The following is a 20242-nucleotide window of genomic DNA, read 5'->3' as shown; positions in this document are numbered from 1 at the left end:
ACGCCTCACGCCTCACGCCTCATAGAATTATAAACGCACCGGCACACCCTGGTCGCGCAGGTACTGCTTGCACTCGCCGATAGTGTACTCGCGGAAGTGGAAGATGCTGGCCGCCAGCGCCGCGCTGGCACCGCCTTCCACCAGCCCTTCGCGGATATGCTCCAGGTTGCCCACGCCCCCCGAAGCGATCACCGGAATGCCCACCCGGTCGCTGACCGCGCGGGTCAGGGCGATATCGTAGCCGTCTTTGGTGCCGTCCTTGTCCATGGAAGTCAGCAAAATCTCGCCTGCACCGTAGTTTTCCATGCGCGACGCCCACTCCAGCACATCGATGCCGGTGGGGTTGCGCCCGCCATGGGTATAGACTTCCCACGCCAAAGGCTCGCTGTCCGGTATGCGACGCGCGTCGATGGCCACCACGATACACTGGGAACCGAAACGTTCCGCCGCGTCTTTGACGAACTCCGGACGATGCACCGCGGCCGTGTTGATGGAAACCTTGTCGGCGCCGGCGTTGAGCAGGTTGCGGATATCGGCGATCTCGCGCACCCCGCCGCCGACGGTCAGTGGCATGAACACCCGCTCGGCGGTGCGCGCCACCACATCGAGGATGATGCCACGCTTGTCGCTCGACGCGGTGATGTCGAGAAAGGTCAACTCGTCGGCGCCCTGAGCATCGTAGGCTTCGGCGGCTTCCACCGGATCGCCTGCATCGCGCAACTCCAGAAACTGCACCCCTTTGACCACGCGTCCATCTTTGACGTCCAGACACGGAATGATTCGTTTGGTCAGCATAATTTTCTCAACTTAGTCACGATGCCGGTGATCCGCAAGGGGAGCGGGAATAAAAATCTTGAACCACAGAGCACACAGAGATCACAGAGAAAAACCGAAGAGATTTTTTTCAAAACCAAAAATCTTTTCCCCCAGTGCATGAAAACTTTGAGACATCCCCCACAAAGGATTTCAGATTTTTCTCTGTGCTTCTCTGTGCCCTCGAGTGAGCAGAGCGAACGGGTGGTTCAATCTTTTTCTATACCCCACCGCGCGTCAGGGCAATGGCTTCGCGCAGATTGAGAGCCCCGCTGTAAATCGCTTTGCCGGTAATGGCGCCTACGACTCCGTCCGCTTCAAGCTGCATCAGGTCCTGGATGTCCTGCAGGCGGGAGATGCCGCCCGAGGCGATGACCGGGATGCTGATGGAGCGCGCCAGTTCGCCGGTGGTTTTCAGGTTGGGACCCTGCATCATGCCGTCGCGGGCGATGTCGGTGTAGATGATCGCCTCGACGCCGTAGCCTTCCATCTCCTTTGCCAGTTCGCTCGCCTTTTTTTCCGTAACGTCGGCCCAGCCCCGCACCGCGACGAAACCATCCTTGGCGTCGATACCGACCACGATGGAGCCGGGGAACCGGCGGCAGGCTTCCTTGACCAACTCGGGGTTCTCCTTGGCGACAGTGCCGAGGATCACCCGCTTGATACCGAGGTCCAGGTAGGCCGCGATGGTGTCAAGGTCGCGGATTCCGCCGCCGATCTGGGCGGGGATATCCAGCGCGGCGACAATGGAGCTGATCGCCTCGCGGTTTTTCGGGACGCCGGCAAAGGCGCCATCCAAGTCGACGATATGCAGCAGCTCGGCACCCTGCTCCTGCCAGGCCAACGCCTGCGCGGCGGGATCCTTGCCGTACACGGTGGCCTTATCCATCAGCCCCTGCTCAAGGCGGACGCACTGCCCTTCCTTCAGATCAATCGCGGGAATAACCAGCATCACATTTCTCCGAAATTCTTAATGATTTCAAGCCCCACCGCCTGACTTTTCTCGGGGTGGAACTGGGTCGCCATCACATTGTCGCGCCACAGCGCCGCGCAGAACGTCACATCGCCGTAGGTGGTCTCGGCGGCCACCACCTGAGGATCTTCGGGCTGGGCGTAGTAGGAGTGCACGAAATAAACGAAGCTGCCACTGTCAAAGCCCTTGAATATCGGGGCCGGGCGGCGGATCCGGATATCGTTCCACCCCATGTGCGGCACCTTGAGCTCCTCGCCGCCCTGACGCATATGGTCGGGAAAGCGCACCACCTTGCCGGGGATGATCCCCAGCCCTTGATGGCGGCCGAACTCGTGACTTTCACTGAACAGCAGCTGCAGGCCGACACAGATTCCCAGCAGCGGCTTGCCGGCTTCCACATGTGTCATGAGCGGTCCCACAAAACCACCGGCGCGCAGCTGAGCAATGCAGTCGCGGAAAGCGCCGACACCCGGCAGCACCAGCTTGTCCGCAGCGGCGATATCGGCGGGGTCGCTACTCAGGCAGGCATCGAAACCCTGCAGCTCGAAGGCTTTCTGCACCGAGCGCAGGTTGCCCATGCCGTAATCGATAATGACGATGTGATTCATGCCTATTCCAGCGTCCCCTTGCTCGAACGCACCCCGTCGATGCGCGGATCGATGCGGGTCGCTTCGTCCAGCGCCTGGGCAAAAGCCTTGAACACCGCCTCAATGATGTGGTGCAGGTTATCGCCGTAGGCCAGGTTGACATGAATGTTGGCGCCGCTGTGATTGCAGAAGGCGGTGAAAAATTCCTCCACCAGCTCCACATCGAAGTTGCCGACCTGCGCCTTGGGCAGATCCACGTTGAAGACCAGGAACGGGCGGCCTGAGAAGTCGAGGATCACCGACGCCAGCGCCTCGTGCATGGGCATGGTGCCACGCCCGTAGCGCCGGATGCCCGCCTTGTCGCCAAGAGCCTTTTTGAACGCCTCGCCAAGACAGATGCCGAGATCCTCCACCGTGTGATGGGCATCGATTTCGATATCGCCCGTGGCGCGGATCTCAAGGTCGAAAAAGCCGTGGCGGGCGATCTGGGTCAGCATATGGTCGAAAAAGGGCACCGGGCTCTCGATTTCATGTTTCCCGGATCCGTCGAGTTCGAGACTGACACAAATGTCGGTTTCGCGCGTTTTGCGTTCGATCGTTGCACTGCGGGCCATAATTTCCCCCGTATAGGCGTTAAAAAGCAATTAACGGAGAGGCGCAGAGGGTAAAGAACACGCAGAGAGTGCCAAAAGAAACAAAATAGAAAACTCTGCGTACTCAGCTATCTCTGCTGTCTCTGCGTTAAGATTTGCTCTCCAACCGGATTGCCACCGACCGGGCGTGGGCTTCGAGTCCTTCGAGTTCGGCGATGTGCACGATGTCTTTGCCCAGGCGCTCGAGCCCTTTGCGGGTGAAGGAGACGATGCTCGATTTCTTGACGAAATCATCAAGCGCCAGCGGCGAAAAGAAGCGTGCTGTGCCGCCGGTGGGCAGGGTATGATTGGGCCCTGCCAGGTAGTCTCCGGCCGCTTCCGGGGTGTGGTGCCCCATGAAGATCGCGCCGGCATGGTGGATGCGCGGCAGAATTTCAAAGGGGTTGTCCACCGCCAGTTCCAGATGCTCAGGCGCGATGCGGTTGGAGAACGCAATGGCTTCATCCAGGGTGCCGGCCACAATGATGGCGCCGTACTGTTCGATGGATTTGCGTGCGATCTCCTCGCGGGACAACGCCTTGAGCTGGCGTTCCAGCGCTTCAGCCACTGCACGCGCCATCCCTTCATCGGTGGTGATCAGAACCGATGAGGCCAGCTCGTCATGCTCCGCCTGCGACAGCAGATCGGCGGCCAGATGTTCGGCATCGCCACTGCCGTCGTTGATAATGAGAATTTCGCTCGGTCCGGCAATCATGTCGATGTCAACCTGGCCGAAGACCTGCTGCTTGGCGGTGGCAACGTAGATGTTGCCGGGGCCGGTGATCTTGTCGACCCGCGGTACGCTGGCGGTGCCGTAGGCCAAGGCCGCCACAGCCTGGGCTCCACCCACCTTGAAGATGCGGTCGACACCGGACAGGTGTGCCGCCGCCAGCACGTGAGGATTCACCTCGCCGCCGGGCATGGGTACGGTCATGACCACTTCAGGAACCCCCGCCACCTTGGCGGGCACGGCATTCATGACCACTGACGAAGGATAAGCGGCCTTGCCGCCGGGCACATAGATGCCAACCCGGTCGAGGGGGCGCACCATCTGGCCGAGCAGCACATCTTCCTCCTCGGTGGAGATCCAGGTCTGTTCCTTCTGCTTGGCATGAAAGGCACCGATGCGCTCCACCGCAAGGCGCAGCGCGGCCATGGACTCTTCGCTGACCGCTGAAAGGGCCTGTTCAATTTCGTCTGCCGTTACCTGCAGGCCAGCGGCTGTCAGTTCCAGACGGTCGAAGCGCGCGGTATAGTCGATCAATGCCTCATCGCCACGGCTGCGCACATCCTCGATAATCTCGCGCACCCGCTCCCGTACATCGGCCTGAGCCGTTTCGCCGCGATTGACAATGGCGGCCAGTGCCGTTTCGAAGTTGCTGTGTCCGAAATGAAGGATGGAAATCATGAACACCTCACGGGCTGATGCGCACGTCCTCACCGACCACCCTCTCCAGGCCGTCGATGATAGCGCCGATGCGCTGATGCTTGGTTTTGAGGCTGGCGCGGTTGACGATCAGGCGACTGGTGATTTCAGCAATGGTCTCCACCTCCACCATGCCGTTGTCGCGCAGAGTCGCACCGGTGGAAACCAGGTCGACGATACGCTCCGACAGCCCCACCAGCGGCGCCAGTTCGATAGAACCGTAGAGCTTGATCAACTCCACCTGAATCCCTTTGGCGGCGAAAAAACGCTCCGTGATGTTGGGATACTTGGTCGCGACCCGGATATTGGACCAGTTGTTCGGGTCGTCTCCGGCGCGTAGCGCCTTCGGCTCCGCCACCACCAGGCGGCAGTAGCCGAACTTCAAATCGACCGGTTCATAGAGATCCTTGCCTTGTTCGAGCAGCGTATCCTTGCCCACCACGCCCAGGTCGGCACAGCCGTATTCGACATAGGTCGGCACGTCGGTGGCGCGCACCGCCATAAAGCGCAGACGCTCTTCGCGGTTCTCGAACACCAGCTTGCGGCTGTCGCCCTCCATCTCACTGCAGGTGATGCCGATGCGGCCGAACAGCTCCATCGAATCCTTCATGATGCGCCCTTTGGGGAGGGCAAACGTGATCCAGTCGCTCATAAAAGCGGTCCTTTGGCTAAATAATGACGGTTTTCATTCCCTGACGCGTTCCATGTCGGCACCAAGACCCTGAAGTTTCTCCTCGATTCGTTCATAACCCCGGTCAAGATGATAGATCCGCCGAATCTCGGTGGTATTCTCCGCCGCCAGCCCGGCCAGCACCAGCGATGCGCTGGCCCGCAGGTCGGTGGCCATGACTGGAGCGCCGACCAGCTTCTTGACACCGCTGACGGTTGCGCTGTGGCCCTCGATATCGATACGCGCGCCCATGCGCTGCAGCTCGCAGACATGCATAAAGCGGTTCTCAAAGACATTTTCACTGATGACACTGCGCCCTGTCGCCAGGGTCATCAGCGACATGAATTGCGCCTGCATATCGGTGGGAAACCCGGGGTAAGGGCGTGTACGAACGTCAACGGGCAGAATTTTACGAGGCCCGCGCACCCGTATAGCATCCGGTTCGATGTCCATCTCCACCCCGGCGTCCTGCAGGTGGGAAAGCAGGGCCTGCTGATGATCGGAGCGCAGGCCTTCAACCCGCACATCGCCGCGGGTCATGGCGGCGGCAATCAGGAAAGTCCCTGCCTCGATGCGATCGGGCATAACTTCGTGGCGCATGGGCCCGAGTTCGGTGACGCCTTCGATCTCGAGAGTTTCGCTGCCCGCCCCCTTGATGCGCGCCCCCATGGAGATCAGCGCTTCGGCCAGGTCGACGATCTCCGGCTCGCAGGCGGCATTTTCGATCACGGTCGTACCTTTGGCGAGTGTTGCCGCCATCATCAGATTTTCGGTTCCACCCACCGTCGGGATGTCAAAGCGGATGCGGGCTCCCTTGAGGGTGCGGGCGCGGGCCTCGACATAACCGTGATCGAGATTGATTTCCGCCCCAAGAGCTTCAAGCCCCTTGAGGTGCAGATTGATGGGGCGCGCGCCAATGGCGCATCCCCCGGGGAGACTCACGCGGGCATGACCGCAGCGGGCCAGCAGGGGGCCGAGAACCAGAACCGAGGCGCGCATGGTACGCACCAGGTCATAAGGGGCCTCGACACTTTCGATACGACCTGCATCGACGGCAAAGGAGCCGTTTTCGCGCACCACATCGGCGCCCAGGATCGTCAGCAACTTTTCGGCCGTATCGATATCGCGTAGCCGGGGCACGTTGCCGACATGGTGAACGCCGGGAGCCAACAGCGTGGCAAACAGCAGCGGCAGAGCCGAATTCTTGGCGCCGCTGACCCGAACCGTTCCGGAAAGAGGCTTTCCTCCGCGTATGATAATTTTATCCAAAGGTCAAAATCCTTGAATCAGTCCGTTGTTCATCGAGCGCTGAAAATCCGACCCCGTTGCGGGGGCAGGATTACAGGGGAGCACACCCGCCGACAACCCTCTCGATGCCGGCATAGTCGGTGCGCGTTGCGACATCGAGCAACCCCGCAGTTTGAAACAGGTGACGCACATCATCCTGTTGCCCCGCACCGATTTCCACCAGCAGGCAGCCGCCGGGTGCGAGACGGGAGATAGCCTGCGCCGCCAGGGCACGATAGGCTTCGAGGCCGTCCTCCCCGCCGTCAAGCGCCTGCATCGGCTCGTGATCGCGCACATCGGCCATCAGTCCGGCCAACTCGCCGCGAGGGACATAGGGGGGATTGGCGACGATCAACTCAAAAGGGCCCTCGGGGAGATGAGCCAGATCCCCGTGCACAAAAGAGATGCGTCCATCCATCTCGTGCCGCTGGGCATTTTCCCGTGCGATCTGCAGGGCCTCCTGTGAAAGGTCCAACGCGGTAAAACTCCAATCAGGGCGCTCACTGGCCAACGCCAGAACGATCGCTCCGCTGCCTGTGCCGACATCGAGAACCCGCGTCCGCTTTCCCCCCCGCGCCAGCGCTTCCTCAACCAGGACTTCCGTATCCGGTCGGGGAATCAGAACAGCGGGCGAAACATTCAGAGACAAAGACCAGAACTCCGCCTTCCCGAGAATATAGGCGACAGGCTCGTTCTTGGCCCGGCGCGCCACTCGGCGGCGATAGGACGCCAGTTCCTCATCGGTCAGGGGTTGATCGTAGCGCAGATAAAGCCCGACCCGGTCGACACCGAGAGTGTCAGCCAGTAGCAGTTCGGCGTCCAGTCGCGGCGAATCCAGCCCCCGCTCACGAAAATAACCGGCGGTCCAGCGCAGCACGCGCAGGACCGTCCAGGTTTCATCCCCTTCAACCATTGTGCCCCGACAGAGAGTCGCTCTGGGCGTGGGTGGTCAGAGCATCGATAATTTCGTCGAGATCCCCCTGCATAATGGCATCGAGACGATAAAGTGTCAGCCCGATGCGATGATCGGTACAGCGCCCCTGGGGAAAATTATAGGTCCGAATGCGCTCGCTGCGATCCCCGCTGCCGACCTGGGTCTTGCGGTCTGCAGCCATCTGCGCATCCTGCTCGGCCCGCATGCTGTCGAGAATGCGGCTCTTAAGGACCTTAAGCGCCTTGGCCTTGTTTTTGTGCTGCGATTTTTCATCCTGACAGGCCACCACGACGCCCGTCGGGATGTGCGTGATACGCACCGCGGACTCCGTCTTGTTGACGTGCTGCCCCCCGGCACCTGATGCACGGTAAACGTCGATGCGCAGATCCGACGGATCGATCTCGAGATCGACATCTTCCGCCTCCGGCAGCACCGCCACCGTACAGGCGGAAGTGTGGATCCGGCCCTGGGTTTCGGTCTCCGGTACACGCTGCACCCGGTGGGTTCCGCTTTCAAACTTGAGCCGTGAATAAACCCGGTCGCCGCTGATCAGTGCGATCACTTCCTTCAGCCCGCCCCCGTCCGTCTCCGACATGCTCATCAACTCGACCCGCCATTTGCGGGACTCGGCGTAGCGCGAGTACATGCGGAACAGGTCGGCCGCGAACAAAGCGGCCTCATCACCGCCGGTACCGGCACGAATCTCGAGGATGATATTCTTGTCGTCGTTGGGATCCTTGGGCAGCAACAGAAAATGGAGCTCCTTCTCGAGCTCCTCCTTACGCTGCTCCAACTCCTGAAGTTCGGCGCGGGCCATCTCCTTAAGGTCGGGATCCGGATCGCGCAGAAGTTCGCGGTTTCCCTCAATAGACTCACAGGTTTTGCAGTAAGACTGGTAGACCTCGACAACCTCCGACAGGTCGGAATGCTCCTTGGTCAGCTCCCGGTAGCGGGCCTGATCGGAGACGATCGTCGGATCGGACATAAGACCTTCGACTTCGCGAAAGCGGTCCACAACTTCTTCGAGTTTACCGAACATGAGCGGGTATCTTTCCAAGTCCCCGGCGCCACTCAGGGGGTATTGCGCAGTTCTTCAAACTCTCGCCGTACTTCCTCGGCGGCGCCACAGGTCATTGCACCTTCCGGGCAGCGCCCTCGCAGGCACCCCGGGCCGGCCCCCTCAAACAGGATCGGCGCCGCGTGACAACACAACCGCAGCATCTCCACCGCCATGGCACGGATTTCCCACTGGGCGCGGCGGCAGCAGCGTAACTGGAAGAAGTGGTGCAGGGCACGTGCATTCATGGTCACCACCAGCTTGGTCGCCGCCGCGTTGGGCAGCACGAAACGGGCGTCTTCGGCAGGAATCCCGGCGTCAAGAAATTCCCTGTAAGTCAGATGAATCTCATGCAGCAAAGCCTCGTAACGCGCCAGAAGCTCGTGCTTTTCGGCCAGAGAAGGCGGCGTAACAGCCTCGAAAGGCTCCATCCGGGCGACATATCGTTGGCTCTGCTGGGAATAGGAGGCGATGCGATGCCGCACCAGTTGGTGGGAACAGGCCCGGCTGACGCCTTCGACACCGAAGGTGAAGGAAGCATGCTCCAGCACGGAAAAATGACCGAGATCGAGGATCTTGCGCAGCAGCGCCGCGTGATCTTCCGTGCTTCGCTCGATCAGCTGACCGATGGAGGCATCGGAATAGCACAACCGCGCGGCGGCGGCAACGGTGCGTTCCGGGTCGGGGGTCGTGGTAAGAAGCGTAACACGCATGGATTCGGGCTCATCCCGCCGCCGCAACGACGGTCAATTCAGGGGCCTGAAAACGTCGGCCGCCCGCCTTCCCTGAAAGGGAGGCAGGCGGTAGACTTGACATCAAAACATGACTCCCCCAAAGAGGGGAATACGAACAGGAACCTATTTCTTCTGGGTCTGCCCGTACTTGCGGCGGAAACGTTCGACACGGCCGGCGGTATCGAGCAGGCGCTGCTTGCCGGTGAAGAAGGGGTGGCAGGCCGAGCAGATTTCCGTATGCATGTCGCCTTTAAGAGTGGAGCGGGTGGCAATTTCGTTGCCGCAGCTGCACTTGATGGTCACTTCGTTGTATTGGGGATGGATTCCTTCTTTCATGATGCGTCTCCTTCGTGCCTGGCTTCAGTACAGGCCGCGTTGCTATTGAATTGATTGAGCCAAAAAGGCAAGTCTTGCTTTCTACCACGCCCAGCCGACAAATGCAAATCCAATCATCGGCATCACTGGTTCATGGAATCGAGAAACTCCTGATTGGTCTTGCTCTCGCCGAGTTTTTCCAGCAGGAACTCCATACTGTCGACAACGTTCATGCTGGACAGGACCTTGCGCAGCAGCCAGATGCGCTGCAGCGAAACCGCATCGACCAGCAGCTCCTCGCGCCGCGTTCCCGATTTGTTGACATCAATGGCCGGGAACACGCGCCGATCAACCAGGCGGCGGTCAAGCTGCAGCTCCATGTTGCCGGTGCCCTTGAACTCCTCGAAGATGACCTCGTCCATCTTGCTGCCGGTATCGACCAGGGCGGTGGCGATGATGGTCAGGCTGCCGCCTTCTTCGATATTGCGGGCGGCACCGAAAAAGCGCTTGGGCTTGTGCAGGGCGTTGGAATCCACACCACCGGAGAGAATCTTGCCGGAGGGAGGCACCACCGTATTGTAGGCCCGCGCCAGGCGGGTAATGGAGTCAAGCAGAATCACCACGTCACGTTTGTGTTCGACCAGGCGCTTGGCCTTCTCGATCACCATTTCGGCGACCTGTACGTGGCGTGTGGCCGGCTCGTCGAAGGTCGACGAAATGACCTCGCCATTGACGCTGCGCTGCATGTCGGTGACTTCCTCGGGCCGCTCGTCAATGAGCAGCACGATCATGTAGACCTCGGGATGATTGGCGGTAATGGAGTTGGCAATATTCTGCAGCAGCATGGTTTTACCGGTACGCGGCGGGGCGACGATCAGGGCGCGCTGCCCTTTGCCGACCGGCGTCACCAGGTCAACGACCCGCGCCGAATAATTATCGGGCTCAGCCTCGAGAACCAGCCGCTCCTCGGGATAAAGGGGGGTCAGGTTGTCGAACAGAGTCTTGTCGCGCGCCACGGACGGGCTTTCGAAATTGACTTCCGCTACCTTGAGCAGAGCGAAGTAGCGCTCACCCTCCTTGGGCGGCCGAATCTGCCCTGCCACCGTATCGCCGGTACGCAGGTTGAAGCGCCGGATCTGCGAAGGCGACACATAGATATCGTCGGGGCCGGGAAGATAGTTGGCGTCCGGTGCGCGCAGAAACCCGAATCCGTCGGGAAGAATCTCCAGAACCCCTTCACCGTAAATGGCCCCGTTTTTTTCGGCAGCGGCATTCAAAATACAGAATATCAGGTCCTGCTTACGCATTCCCGACACCCCGTCAATACCAAGGTCCTTGGCAATTCCAGTCAATTCCTGGATCTTCTTCTCTTTAAGTTCCTTAAGATTCATTACGACTCCTAATTTCGTACTCCCCATAACGGGTCCGGGCGTGAAAAACAGTAAACAGCAGCAAAAATCATGACGGAAAAATCATGGTAAGACCTTGTCCGGACACAACTCTGACGAAGGAAAAACCAGAATGGCAAAGGAAGTGGGCGTAGTGTGTGCGATGCCACCCTGGCCCCGGGTCCTCTCCATAGAGCAGAAACCTGACATCCGGACATGTGCCGTCGGCAACATGCGGTGCAATAGCTTTATTCATATTTTAAGCGTTGATAGCGGGATGCTGTGGTGGGTCGTCCTTTTTACACGGAAATTCTGGGCATAACCGCGACGCAACTGCAGTGCTGGCTGCTCAAGACGCCAAAGTGCCGTATCGGTTCATTCTTTCATGGGGAGATATAAGAGCAGGCGTCATCGGAATGCGGGCTTTAAAAATAATTATCTATTCAAAATTTCGAGATATGGAAAGGGAAAGAGCGCGATTAACCGGGATGGTGGTTGTTCAGTGATATGGAGTAAATAACTAATCGCTTTTCCTGTAAATGTCAACCGGTATTTTTCAGTTTTAATGTCTTTCCGGCCGGCGGGGCAAAACACCGCCGGCCGGCAAACAACAGCAAGACTACTTGGAGTCACGCGCAAAGGGATTCATAAGGCCGGGCTTAAGCGCTTTGCGGATGCGATCAAACAGGTCAGCGTAAAGTTTGGGATAATCCTCGCGTCCGATCAGGCCACCCTCGGCTTCTTCCAAGGTGCGTTCAATTCCGTCCACAGTCAGAAACTTCAGAGCGACATTCTGGGTCTTATTGTAGCGCGCCTCGTCAAAGTCGGGATACTGCAGGGTAAAAAAGGTCCTTCCCTGCCCTTCATCCAGGCGCCACAGCACCGTTCCGGAGCGGTCGATGACCAGCGCGGCGGCCAGGATGCTGTTGTAGGGAGCCTCAAGATAGTTCAACCGCGTGCGGTCCCAGCGCTTTTCGGTGACATCGCCTCCATGCAGGACAATCACCAGAAGCGCGTCAACGACATATTCTTCCGTCAGCTTACGCGCCACAGGGCCGGAAAAATCATAAGGCAGGACATCTTCACCGCCCTCTCCAGGCGCCCGCACCAGAAGCCGCCCGGCCAGATCGCGCGGCTTCTGAGTGACTTCGCGTACGTCAAAAAAGCTCCCGGCATCTCGCAGCAGCTCCGCAAGACGCGCCTCGCGCCCCTGGCTATGGCGGCGCAGAAGGTCAACCACTTTCTGGGCCTCGGGGTGACGGATATTGGACTGCTCATCCACCAGAATCGGCAGCACCGCCAGAGTCCGTACCTGCTGCTTGAATTCATCACGGGGGATCTGATAGTTCCCGCCGCCGCAAGCCGCAAGAAAAGCCGATGCCAGGCAAACCGCCAAAACCTTCAGAACACGTTTTTTCATATCTTTTCCTCCCGGTTCATAAAGAACTCGATATTCCAGACACAATCAGACAACCACCTGCCCCGTGGCCGGGGTTTTCCGTACATCAAAATGCTTTGTCGCCCACTCAAGAATCTCCCGCGGCGTCCCCTTTTCACAATGGGACGGCAGATCCTGTCCAAGAAAGCGCAGAACGCGGCACAGCATGGAAGAGGGGTCGGCGCCCTGCTCCACAGATACGGCGCCGTGACGCTTGCTGATTTTCTCCCCGTCCGCGCTCAACGCCAAGGGTAAATGAAAATAGTGCGGGACGGAATACCCGAGACACTGCTGCAGATAAATCTGTCGCGCAGTCGAACCCAGCAGATCGGCACCGCGAACCACCTGGGTAACGCCGGCGGCCGCATCATCCACCACGACGGCCAGCTGATAGGCATACACGCCATCAGCCCGCCGCAGCACAAAATCCCCCACCGCATCGGCCAGCCGCTGTTCACAACGACCGAATATCCCGTCAATGAAACAGTGTACCTCCTGAGTCGGAACCCTGACCCGCAAAGCACGCGAAACCCGGCCGGGCGCCAGGCCCTTGCGGCAGGTGCCGGGATACACCGGCCCCTCCTCTCCCTGGTGAGGTGCACTGGCCAACACTTCTTTGCGCGAGCATCCGCAATCAAACACCAGCCCCTTCGATCTCAGACTTTCCAGCGCCTGCGCATAGGCGTCTCCCCGGCGACTCTGCCACACCACCGGGCCATCCCATTGAAGACCGAAGGATTCAAGGGTGCGCAGTATGTCGTCGGCCGCACCCGGCACCACCCGCGGAGTGTCTAGATCCTCCATGCGCAGCAACCAACGGCCATTGCGACAACGGGCCAGGCAATAACTGCCGACAGCGGCCACCAGCGACCCGAAATGAAGAGGCCCGGTCGGGCTTGGAGCAAAGCGTCCAACGACCTCAGTGCGAGTTTTTTCCATAAGCATACCCGATTGCGATAGAAATCAACTGCATCTTGCCTCTGCCCTCCCCCCCTGTCAAGGACGCTCGGAACGGTTTAATGGCAAGATACCGGTGACCGGCGGGGACCAATGCTTGACAAAGAATCCTTCTCCGGGTATCCATAACCTAAACGGTTAACAATAGGAGGCTCCTTTGCTGATTACCCGCGCTACGGAATACGCCATTCGCGCCGTTCTCTACCTGGCCAAACAACCGTCCGGCGAAATCGTTCTGAAAAAAGACATCTGCCGCACCCAGGACATCACGCCGGCATTTCTGACCAAGATTCTGCAGCCGCTCATCAGGGCAGGCATCGTCGGTTCTCAACGCGGGGTCGGCGGCGGATTCTACCTGGCGCGGACTCCGGACCGCATCACCCTGCTCGACGTTGTGGAAGCACAGGAGGGCCCGGTTTATCTCAATCAGTGCCTGATGAACGAAAGGGCATGTGACCGCGACATTTTCTGCCCCGTTCACGGTGCCTGGCGCCATATTCGCGGAGAGATGACCCGGGTTCTGGGGGAATACACCTTTGCCCGCCTGGCCCAAATGGAAGAGCAGAACCTGGAACAACTTGCTCCAACTCCCTTCCGAAATACCTGATCCCCGCATCATATAAACTAAATTTCTGCAGAGACCTCCCAACGACAAAGGCCGCCCGGCAAAGGCGGCCTTTGTCGTTTCCCGTTCTATCTCAGACCAAATTCTACACCAATCAGATAAAGTATTATAAAAATTTACATCAAAATTCTTTTCTTTTTCTATTGACATTAATTTATCACCAATTTACTATTTTTACAGTTTTAATTCTTTACCTAACCACAGATGTTGCCTCATGAAAACAACACAACGAAGTCGGGCTAAAGCAGTTTCCTGGCGTTTGCTCGCCGTCGTCCTCACTTCGAGCCTGGTTTATGCCTGGACCGGTGAAGGCAGCTTCGCCGCAACGGTGGGACTGGCGGACACGGTGGTTAAGTTTTTCATCTATTTCGGTCACGAGCGCCTGTGAAACCGCATTCCCTATGGGCGTGAGCGCAAAGAGCCCGAATACAGCATTTAAATAAATGAACCCGGATCATCCAGGAATAGACCGGGCTCACCAGGGCGGAGGATTCCCCATGAACAACCCTACGACAGAAACAATATCCGTACCCCGCTTCACTACACTCAATCATCCAGCGGACATTTTGCGCGGCGGCCTTGCCGCGGCAGAAGGACCCGTTGCCCTGGCCTGCTCCTTCAGCGTGGAAGATGTGGTGATTATCGACCTGCTGCAGGAGATCGCTCCCGAAACCAGGATTTTCGCCCTCGACACCGGCAGGCTCAACGAAGAAACCTACGAAACCGCCGAAGCCATCAGTGTCCGCTACGGTGTCACGATCGACTGGTACTTTCCTGAGCGTGAAGCCGTAGAAAAGTTGGAACGGGAAAAGGGGCTGTTCTCATTTCGCAACAGCCTTGAAAACCGCAAAGAGTGCTGCCGCATTCGCAAGGTCGAACCATTGCAGCGTGCCCTGAAAGGACTGGACGGCTGGATTACCGGCATGCGTCGGGGACAAGGCGCGACCCGCGGAGAGATCGAACCGCTGGAGATCGACACCGCGCACGGAGGCATCATCAAGATCAATCCGCTGGCGTTCTGGAGCGCCGAAAAGGTCTGGGCCTACGCCAAGCAGCGTCACATTCCGGTCAACCGCCTGCATCGCCAGGGGTACCCCTCCATCGGCTGTGCCCCCTGCACCCGCGCCATCGAGCCGGGTGAAGATGAACGCGCCGGGCGCTGGTGGTGGGAATCCCCGGAACACAAGGAATGCGGCCTGCACAGCAGGTCCCAATGAAGGAGAACCCCATGCAACTGACTCATCTGCAACAACTTGAAGCCGAAAGCATCCATATCCTGCGCGAGGTCGTGGCGGAGTTTGAAAATCCGGTCATGCTCTACTCCATCGGCAAGGATTCGGCGGTCATGCTGCACTTGGCGCGCAAGGCCTTCTACCCCGCCAAGCCTCCGTTTCCGCTACTGCATGTGGATACCACCTGGAAGTTTCGCGAGATGATCGAATTCCGCGACAGAATGGCGCATGAGTGCGGCTTTGACCTGCTGGTGCATATCAACGAAGAAGGGGTGCGCCAGGGAATCAGCCCCTTTGTACACGGTTCGACCGTGCACACCGACATTATGAAAACGGAAGCCCTCAAGCAGGCTCTCGACAAATACAGGTTTGACGCCGCTTTCGGCGGGGCACGCCGTGATGAAGAGAAGTCGCGGGCCAAGGAGCGCATCTTCTCCTTCCGCACCGAAAGCCACCGCTGGGATCCGAAAAACCAGCGCCCGGAGTTGTGGAACATCTACAACGCCCGCGTGCGCAAGGGAGAGAGCATCCGCGCCTTCCCCCTGTCCAACTGGACCGAACTCGACATCTGGCAATACATCTACCTCGAGGAGATTCCCATCGTGCCTCTCTATTTCTCCAAGGAGCGGCCGGTGGTGGAGCGCGACGGCATGTTGATCATGGTCGACGACGACCGGCTGGAGCTGCGGCCGGGCGAGAAAATCGAGCACAGGTCGGTGCGTTTTCGCACCCTCGGCTGCTATCCCCTGACCGGCGCGGTGGAATCCACCGCAGCGACCCTGCCGGAAATTATCCAGGAGATGCTGCTGACCCGCACCAGCGAACGCCAGGGGCGGGCCATCGACTACGACCAGTCGGGATCGATGGAGAAGAAGAAGCAGGAAGGGTATTTTTAAAACGGGACGCGGAACGAGGGGCGCGGGACGAGGAAGAGCTTTAAGATCGAACCGCGTCCCGCATGACTCGTCCCGCGTCCCTTGAAAACGGAGTTTTCACATGGCCCATCAATCCGAACTGATCGCCCGCGACATCCACGCCTACCTCAAACAGCAGGAGGAAAAGGGGATGCTGCGTTTTATCACCTGCGGCAGTGTCGACGACGGCAAAAGCACGCTGATCGGACGCCTGCTGTGGGATTCGAAGATGATCTTCGAAGATCAACTCACCGCTCTCGAGGCCGACAGCAGGCGGGTCGGCACCCAGGGGCAGAACATCGACTACGCGCTGCTGCTCGACGGCCTCGAGGCCGAGCGCGAGCAGGGGATCACCATCGATGTCGCCTACCGCTTCTTCTCCACCGACAAGCGCAAGTTCATCGTGGCCGACACGCCGGGACACGAGCAGTACACCCGCAACATGGTCACCGGTGCATCCAACGCCCAGGTGGCGGTGATCCTGGTCGACGCCCGTAAAGGCGTGCTGACCCAGACCCGCCGGCACAGCTATCTGACCTCGCTGGTGGGCATCCGCCATGTGGTGCTGGCCATCAACAAGATGGACCTGGTCGACTACAGAGAACAGCGCTTCAACGAGATCCTGCGGGAGTACCAGGGCTTCGCGGCATCCCTGGGATTTGAAGAGATCCGCCCGATCCCCATCTCCGCTCTCAACGGCGACAACGTTATCGCCGCAAGCCCCGCTACTCCCTGGTACCAGGGGCCGAGCCTGATGGAGTACCTGGAGAATGTGCAGGTCGCCGACAACGCCCAGGGCAACCCGTTCCGCATGCGCGTGCAGTGGGTCAACCGCCCCGATCTCGATTTCCGCGGTTTCTGCGGAACCATCGCCGCAGGCGTCATCCACCCCGGCGATCCCGTCGTGGTGACCTCGTCCGGGCAGAAAAGCCGCGTCGCGCGCATCGTCACCATGGATGGCGACCTTGCGCGCGCCGTAGCCGGACAGGCGGTGACCCTGACCCTGGAAGACGAGATCGATATCAGCCGCGGCGAAACGCTGGCCGCGCCACAGGAGCGGCCCCATTTCGAAGACCATTTCGAAGCCAAGCTGGTCTGGCTGCATGAAGAGGCGCTTGTTCCCGGACGCGACTATCTCCTCAAGGCGGGCGCCTCCCTGTCGCCGGCGCGGATCGAGGAACTCAGGTTCAAAGTCAATGTCAACTCCCTGCAGCAGGAGTCAGGCAACAGCCTCGCCCTGAACGAAATCGGTGTCTGCCGCCTGAGAGCCGCAAAGCCGGTTTCCTTCGACTCCTACCGGGAGAACCGCGCCACCGGCAGCTTCATCCTGATCGACCGGGTGACCAATGCCACCGTCGGTGCCGGCATGATTCATCAGCCCCTGCGCTCGTCACGACAAGGCTGGCCGGAGATCGAAATCAACCGGGAAGCCCGCGCCGCCCTCAAAAACCAGAAGGCAAAGGTGTTATGGTTTGATAATCGCCTTGATCCCCAATTGCCGTCTCTGGTGGAAAAAAGGCTGCACAGCCTCGGCCGGCACAGCATGCCATTAGTTAGCCAGGGCGCGGGAGAAGAGAGTCTCGCCGAGACCGCAAGCCTGCTCTATAATGCCGGACTGATTGTCCTGGTGCAGGGCGGCGAAATCGGCGCGGATCACCTTCGCTCCCGCTTCGCACCCGGCGATTTCACAGAAATCCGAGGTGCCGCGCCAGAGAACGTTTCCGATCACGACAACGTGGTAACGATTGACAATCAGGCAACACCCACGGAACAGGCCGAACACCTGGTCCGGTCGTTGGACCTGTAGGGGCGCAGCATGCTGCGCCCCTACCCGCCGCCACCGGAAAAACAGAAACAAAAACCCGAAAGGATCGCTCCCCATGACCTCAGCCACTCCCCAAAAACCCGCCGTCGATTTTCATAAGCTTCGCCTTGACGGCGTCTACCGCATGAACGATCAGGACGAACTGATGCTGCGCATCAAGGTTCCGGCCGGGGTGCTGTCGGTGGCGCAGGCCGGGCAGGTGGCCGAGCTGGCCGACTCTTTTGCGGGTGGACGTCTTCACCTGACCACTCGTGGCAGTATCGAGCTGCACAGGGTCCAGATTGAAGATCTTCCCTCGATCGGCCGCGGACTTGCGTCGGTAGGACTCACCAGCCGCGGCGCCTGCGGCGGCGCGGTGCGCGGCATCACCTGCAGCACCAGCTTCTCGCCCCATTTTGGCACAACCCAGGCCTTGGCGCGACGTCTGCACCGCCACTTCGCCGGCAACCCTCATTTCGAAGGGCTGCCCAAAAAATTCAAAATCGCGGTGGAAGACGGCTATCAGAACGCCCGCCATCTGATTCAGGATGTCGGGCTGGTTCTGGTCGAAGCGCACCAGGAGGAAAATCTTTACGATGTCTGGGTCGGCGGCGGACTGGGGCGTGAACCGCAGGCGGCGATTCTGTTGGAAGAAAAGGTGACGGAAAAGCGGATCATTCCACTGATCGAAGCGGTGGTGCGCACCTATCGCAAACACACTGCGCCGCCACGCCGCCTCAAATACCTGCTGCGCACCCAGGGGGAAAGCACCTTTCGACGCCTCCTGCAACAGGAGCAAGGCAGCGCATCTGCGACGCTTATCGCGGGCGGCCTCGATGCCGCACCGGCACCCGGCACGAACCTGGAAACCGTAACCGCCCCCATCTTCGCAGGAGACCTCGACACGACCGCTTTCCGCAACCTTGTCGACCTTGCCGCCCTGCATACGGAAGGATTTCTGGCTCTCACCGCCGACCAGAACATCGCCCTTGCTCCCCGAAGCGAAAAAGCCGCACAGGAGCTGAACAAACAGCTGACCGAGGCTGGTTTCAACAAAGCTGCGCCGGAGCAGCGCACCACTTTTCGTGTCTGCGTCGGCAACCACGCCTGCCGCATGGGACTGTGCGCCACCCGCGAAGTGGCACGTCAGGCACTGGCCCGGATGCCCGAAACCGCTCGCGATCTGGACTGGGCCATCTCCGGCTGTCCCAACAGCTGCAGTCAACCGCAGCTGGCCGACTTCGGCATCGTCACCAGCAGCCTCGTCAAGGACGAGAACGGAGTCCGCCAGCCACGCTTCGATCTCTACCGTCGAACGGACAAAAATCTGGGGGAAAAAATCAAAACAGGATTGAGTTTATCAGATTTAATGCTAACCCTTAAACAAGCACTATAATCAAGTTGTCTCACGCTATCCGTTGTGAAATCCACAGACAACGGACTTTCAAAGGAGTTTGCCATGGCTCGCATTTACACCGACAATTCTCTCAGCATCGGCCGCACCCCCCTGGTCCGGCTTAACAAAGTGACTCCCGGCGGCGCCACTGTCCTCGGCAAGATCGAGGGGCGCAATCCGGCCTATTCCGTCAAATGCCGCATCGGCGCATCCATGATCTGGGACGCCGAACAAAAGGGACTGCTCGGCCCCGGCAGGCAGATCATCGAGCCCACCAGCGGCAATACCGGCATCGCCCTTGCTTTTGTCGCCGCCGCGCGCGGCATCCCGATCACCCTGACCATGCCCGAAACCATGAGCATCGAACGGCGCAAGGTGCTGGCGGCTTTCGGCGCCGAGTTGATCCTGACGCCCGGCGCCAAAGGAATGGGGGGAGCTATCGCGGCGGCAGAAGAGCTGGCGGCCTCCGACCCCAACCGCTACGTGCTGCTGCACCAGTTCAAAAACCCCGCCAACCCGGCGATTCATGAACAGACCACCGGCCCGGAAATCTGGGAAGATACCGACGGCGACATCGACGTGCTGGTCTCCGGCGTCGGCACCGGCGGCACTATAACGGGGGTTTCGCGCTACATCAAGAAGACCCGCGGCAAGCAGATCCTGTCCGTGGCAGTGGAACCGACGGAGAGCCCGGTCATTCGCCAGAAGCTCGCAGGAGAAGAAATCAAGCCTGGCCCGCATAAAATTCAGGGGATCGGTGCCGGCTTTATTCCCGACACCCTGGACCTCTCCCTGGTCGACCGGGTGGAGCAGGTCAGCAACGAGGAGTCGATTGAAATGGCGCGACGGCTGGCCAAGGAAGAGGGCCTGCTGTCCGGAATCTCCTGCGGCGCAGCCACGGTTGCCGCAGCCCGCCTCGCCGCTCAGCCTGAATTCGCCGGGAAAACCATTGTCGTTATTCTGCCGGATGCCGGCGAGCGCTACCTTTCCAGCGTTCTTTTTGAGGATATCCAGGCCTAAACTTGACGGTTTTAGTTTGACATTGGTTTTTATATGCTCT

21 protein-coding genes are annotated in these 20242 nt (G+C 59.5%); 7 read left to right on the top strand and 14 right to left on the bottom strand.

Annotation, left to right across the window (positions count from 1 at the left end):
- Positions 1–27 precede the first annotated feature (27 nt).
- The 14 genes from hisF to gluQRS form a co-directional block, all read right to left on the bottom strand.
- Positions 28–795: an imidazole glycerol phosphate synthase subunit HisF gene (gene hisF / locus GSUB_RS02545; RefSeq protein ID WP_040199053.1), complete on the bottom strand. Its 768-nt coding sequence runs from the start codon at positions 793–795 to the stop codon at positions 28–30.
- A gap of 238 nt (positions 796–1033) precedes the next feature.
- Positions 1034–1765, bottom strand: coding sequence for a 1-(5-phosphoribosyl)-5-[(5-phosphoribosylamino)methylideneamino]imidazole-4-carboxamide isomerase (hisA, locus tag GSUB_RS02540; protein WP_040199052.1), 732 nt, complete (start codon positions 1763–1765; stop codon positions 1034–1036).
- Positions 1765–2394: an imidazole glycerol phosphate synthase subunit HisH gene (hisH, locus tag GSUB_RS02535; RefSeq protein WP_040199051.1), complete on the bottom strand. Its 630-nt coding sequence runs from the start codon at positions 2392–2394 to the stop codon at positions 1765–1767. The genes hisA and hisH overlap by 1 nt, the downstream gene beginning before the upstream one ends.
- Before the next feature lie 2 nt (positions 2395–2396).
- On the bottom strand, positions 2397–2987 hold the full coding sequence (gene hisB, locus GSUB_RS02530) for an imidazoleglycerol-phosphate dehydratase HisB (RefSeq protein ID WP_040199050.1): 591 nt from the start codon (positions 2985–2987) through the stop codon (positions 2397–2399).
- A 127-nt stretch (positions 2988–3114) separates the two neighbouring features.
- Positions 3115–4413 carry a histidinol dehydrogenase gene (hisD, locus tag GSUB_RS02525; RefSeq protein WP_040199049.1) on the bottom strand — a complete coding sequence of 433 codons (1299 nt, stop codon included), beginning with the start codon at positions 4411–4413 and terminating at the stop codon, positions 3115–3117.
- A gap of 7 nt (positions 4414–4420) precedes the next feature.
- Complete coding sequence (gene hisG, locus GSUB_RS02520; RefSeq protein ID WP_040199048.1) at positions 4421–5083, bottom strand: ATP phosphoribosyltransferase; 663 nt, start codon at positions 5081–5083, stop codon at positions 4421–4423.
- A gap of 33 nt (positions 5084–5116) precedes the next feature.
- Positions 5117–6370, bottom strand: coding sequence for a UDP-N-acetylglucosamine 1-carboxyvinyltransferase (gene murA / locus GSUB_RS02515; protein WP_040199047.1), 1254 nt, complete (start codon positions 6368–6370; stop codon positions 5117–5119).
- 70 nt (positions 6371–6440) lie between these two features.
- Entirely contained in the window at positions 6441–7301 is an 861-nt protein-coding gene (gene prmC / locus GSUB_RS02510; protein WP_040199046.1) for a peptide chain release factor N(5)-glutamine methyltransferase, read from the bottom strand.
- Entirely contained in the window at positions 7294–8361 is a 1068-nt protein-coding gene (gene prfA / locus GSUB_RS02505; RefSeq protein WP_040199045.1) for a peptide chain release factor 1, read from the bottom strand. The genes prmC and prfA overlap by 8 nt, the downstream gene beginning before the upstream one ends.
- Before the next feature lie 32 nt (positions 8362–8393).
- Positions 8394–9092 (bottom strand): FAD-dependent thymidylate synthase, encoded by a 699-nt coding sequence (gene thyX, locus GSUB_RS02500; protein ID WP_040199044.1) that lies wholly within the window; start codon positions 9090–9092, stop codon positions 8394–8396.
- 144 nt (positions 9093–9236) lie between these two features.
- Complete coding sequence (gene rpmE / locus GSUB_RS02495) at positions 9237–9449, bottom strand: 50S ribosomal protein L31 (protein ID WP_040199043.1); 213 nt, start codon at positions 9447–9449, stop codon at positions 9237–9239.
- A 122-nt stretch (positions 9450–9571) separates the two neighbouring features.
- Positions 9572–10819 carry a transcription termination factor Rho gene (gene rho / locus GSUB_RS02490; RefSeq protein ID WP_040199042.1) on the bottom strand — a complete coding sequence of 416 codons (1248 nt, stop codon included), beginning with the start codon at positions 10817–10819 and terminating at the stop codon, positions 9572–9574.
- A gap of 616 nt (positions 10820–11435) precedes the next feature.
- Positions 11436–12236: a hypothetical protein gene (locus tag GSUB_RS02480; protein WP_040199040.1), complete on the bottom strand. Its 801-nt coding sequence runs from the start codon at positions 12234–12236 to the stop codon at positions 11436–11438.
- Positions 12237–12281: 45 nt separating this feature from the next.
- A complete protein-coding gene (gene gluQRS, locus GSUB_RS02475; RefSeq protein WP_040199039.1) occupies positions 12282–13199 on the bottom strand; it encodes a tRNA glutamyl-Q(34) synthetase GluQRS in 918 nt (305 codons plus the stop codon).
- A 169-nt stretch (positions 13200–13368) separates the two neighbouring features.
- On the opposite strand from gluQRS, the gene GSUB_RS02470 reads away from it, so the two are divergent.
- The 7 genes from GSUB_RS02470 to cysK all read left to right on the top strand — a co-directional run bounded on the left by GSUB_RS02470 (position 13369) and on the right by cysK (position 20202).
- A complete protein-coding gene (locus GSUB_RS02470) occupies positions 13369–13818 on the top strand; it encodes an RrF2 family transcriptional regulator (protein ID WP_040199038.1) in 450 nt (149 codons plus the stop codon).
- 232 nt (positions 13819–14050) lie between these two features.
- A complete protein-coding gene (locus GSUB_RS18460) occupies positions 14051–14224 on the top strand; it encodes a DUF2061 domain-containing protein (RefSeq protein ID WP_084211688.1) in 174 nt (57 codons plus the stop codon).
- 109 nt (positions 14225–14333) lie between these two features.
- A complete protein-coding gene (locus GSUB_RS02465; RefSeq protein WP_040199037.1) occupies positions 14334–15053 on the top strand; it encodes a phosphoadenylyl-sulfate reductase in 720 nt (239 codons plus the stop codon).
- An 11-nt stretch (positions 15054–15064) separates the two neighbouring features.
- Positions 15065–15964 carry a sulfate adenylyltransferase subunit CysD gene (gene cysD / locus GSUB_RS02460; protein WP_040199036.1) on the top strand — a complete coding sequence of 300 codons (900 nt, stop codon included), beginning with the start codon at positions 15065–15067 and terminating at the stop codon, positions 15962–15964.
- Positions 15965–16064: 100 nt separating this feature from the next.
- Positions 16065–17789 carry a sulfate adenylyltransferase subunit CysN gene (gene cysN / locus GSUB_RS02455; RefSeq protein WP_084211686.1) on the top strand — a complete coding sequence of 575 codons (1725 nt, stop codon included), beginning with the start codon at positions 16065–16067 and terminating at the stop codon, positions 17787–17789.
- 73 nt (positions 17790–17862) lie between these two features.
- A complete protein-coding gene (locus GSUB_RS02450) occupies positions 17863–19182 on the top strand; it encodes a nitrite/sulfite reductase (protein WP_040199035.1) in 1320 nt (439 codons plus the stop codon).
- 63 nt (positions 19183–19245) lie between these two features.
- Positions 19246–20202: a cysteine synthase A gene (cysK, locus tag GSUB_RS02445; protein WP_040199034.1), complete on the top strand. Its 957-nt coding sequence runs from the start codon at positions 19246–19248 to the stop codon at positions 20200–20202.
- Positions 20203–20242 lie beyond the last annotated feature (40 nt).

Source organism: Geoalkalibacter subterraneus, from assembly GCF_000827125.1.
Classification (GTDB): Bacteria; Desulfobacterota; Desulfuromonadia; order Desulfuromonadales; family Geoalkalibacteraceae; genus Geoalkalibacter_A; species Geoalkalibacter_A subterraneus.
The sequence above is the reverse complement of the archived record's forward strand: the minus strand, read 5'-3'. Positions and strand labels throughout refer to the sequence as shown.